General features: G+C 69.6%; 1 protein-coding gene. It reads right to left on the bottom strand.

Going from position 1 to position 1839, the window contains the following annotated elements; genetic code table 11:
• Positions 1-328: 328 nt before the first annotated feature.
• Complete coding sequence (locus V7053_RS19035; RefSeq protein WP_443022560.1) at positions 329-1636, bottom strand: DUF222 domain-containing protein; 1308 nt, start codon at positions 1634-1636, stop codon at positions 329-331.
• Positions 1637-1839: the final 203 nt, after the last annotated feature.

The following is a 1839-nucleotide window of genomic DNA, read 5'->3' as shown; positions in this document are numbered from 1 at the left end:
GCTCCCTGGGGCGTCCTGCCCGGCTCCCTGCCCGGCTCCCTGCCCGGCTCTCTGCTCGGCTCCCTGCCCGGCTTCGGTCTCGTTCCAACGGTAGGCAGCAGGCGGAAGAGATGCACACATGAGCCCACCTCTGGGGGGGGCAAGCCGGGCCCACCGCCGGCAAGCCCGGCCGCCCCACCCGGCGGCCCGCCAGCCCGAGAACCTCACTCGGCGGTCCGAGAATTACACCCGTCAGCCCGGCAGCCCCACCCGCCATCCCGGCAGCCCGAGACCCCGGCGGACCGAGAACCGCACCCGGGAGTCCGACCGCACGCCCATCGTGCCGAGGCTAGAAGGGCGGCGGGTCGTCCGACTCGGGGCAGGTCACGTAGCGACGGCCGGTCGGGGAGGTCCATTCGAGGATTCCGCCGCGAGAGGCGCCAACGGCTGTCGGCACATCGGACTCGTTCTGCTCCGGTCGTTCCTCCCCGGCGGGCTCTACCTGCCGCAGTTTCCACGCGCACAAGGTCTTGAGTCGGTGATGCTCCCGGCACAACAGGGCGAGGTTCCTGACGTCAGTTCTGCCACCGTTCTGCCATTCGTCCGTGTGGTCCGCCTCAGTAGCAGAAGCTGGCTTGTCGCATCCGGGGAATCGACACACTCGGTCCCGCGCTCCAAGGAAGCGCCGGATGGCGAGCGATGGCGTATATCGCCGCCTGCCCAGAGCAAGAGGCGCCCCAGAATCGGGGGCGACCCACATCGTCGTCCACGTCGCAGCGTCTGCGGCCAGCAGCCGCGCCGCCTGCGCATCAATCGGCCCGTACCCCAGGATCTCGCCCGGAGTGTCCGTTTCTCCAGACAGGGTGCGGGCCGGGACGGTGACAACGACCTCCATCCTCACGCCTCCCGCGGCGCCCACACCTGCCGAATAGGGCCCCCCAGTGCTATCCGCCCCGGCGGCGCGATCCGCCCCGGCAACACTGGCCGCCCCGACGGCGCGATCCGCCCCGGCACCACTGGCCGCCCCCGCAGCACTGGTCATCGAGCCGGCAGTATGAGCGGGCCCGGTATGGGCTGAACCATCGAGGAGGAGGTCGCGGAAGACGTCCGCGCGGAGCTGGCCGATGCCGCGCGCCTCGTCCTTCCCTTGCAGAGACCTGGCAAGAGCCTCAAGACGCGTGTCGATCGCCGCACCTACCTCGACGGGGAGGTGGGCAGTGATCCAGCACATGCCGTCCTTTGCGGGTTCGACCTCTACCTTTCGGAAGGAGGCAGCTCGCTCCTTTCGCGCGGCCAGCGGATCTTCGTGGTACTCCTCCGCCAGCCGCCGAAGACGCCGCGAAAGGGCACCCAGGCTAGGAGCATGATCACTGTCTTCGGGGCACGCGAGTTCGACTGCGGCAGCGCAGAACTCCGCGTCCTTGCCGGAACGCAGCACGCACGCGTGCTCTGTCACCGCGCGTGCCCGACGGCGGTCAAGCCGTCCCTCCTCCATCGCGTCCAGCACCGGCCTCAGACCTGGATCTGTGAGCAGCAACGCTTCCTCTACCAAGGCTCGGGCCGTCCGCTGCGAGACGTTCAGGGCCGCCGCTATCTCCGCCGCCGTCATCGAGGACGCCTCGCTCGCTCCGAACGGATCGGGCGCAATGCGCCGCATCTCGCTGTGCAGGGCCGCGACTGCCTTCAACCTCAAGGCATGCATCCGCGACTCAACGAATTCCAGTCCCTGGACAGTCGTGACCAACGAATCCACGAAAAGGGCCCGGGCCTGATGCTCGAGGCCGGCTTGGGTGAGGGCAGGCCCCGCGCCGTCCCCCAAGGCAGCGCCGTCCGCAGAGCCAGCGCCGTCCCCCGAACCGG

Origin of the sequence: Sinomonas sp. (assembly GCF_036848755.1) — a bacterium.
Taxonomy (GTDB): domain Bacteria; phylum Actinomycetota; class Actinomycetes; order Actinomycetales; family Micrococcaceae; genus Sinomonas.
The sequence above is the reverse complement of the archived record's forward strand: the minus strand, read 5'-3'. Positions and strand labels throughout refer to the sequence as shown.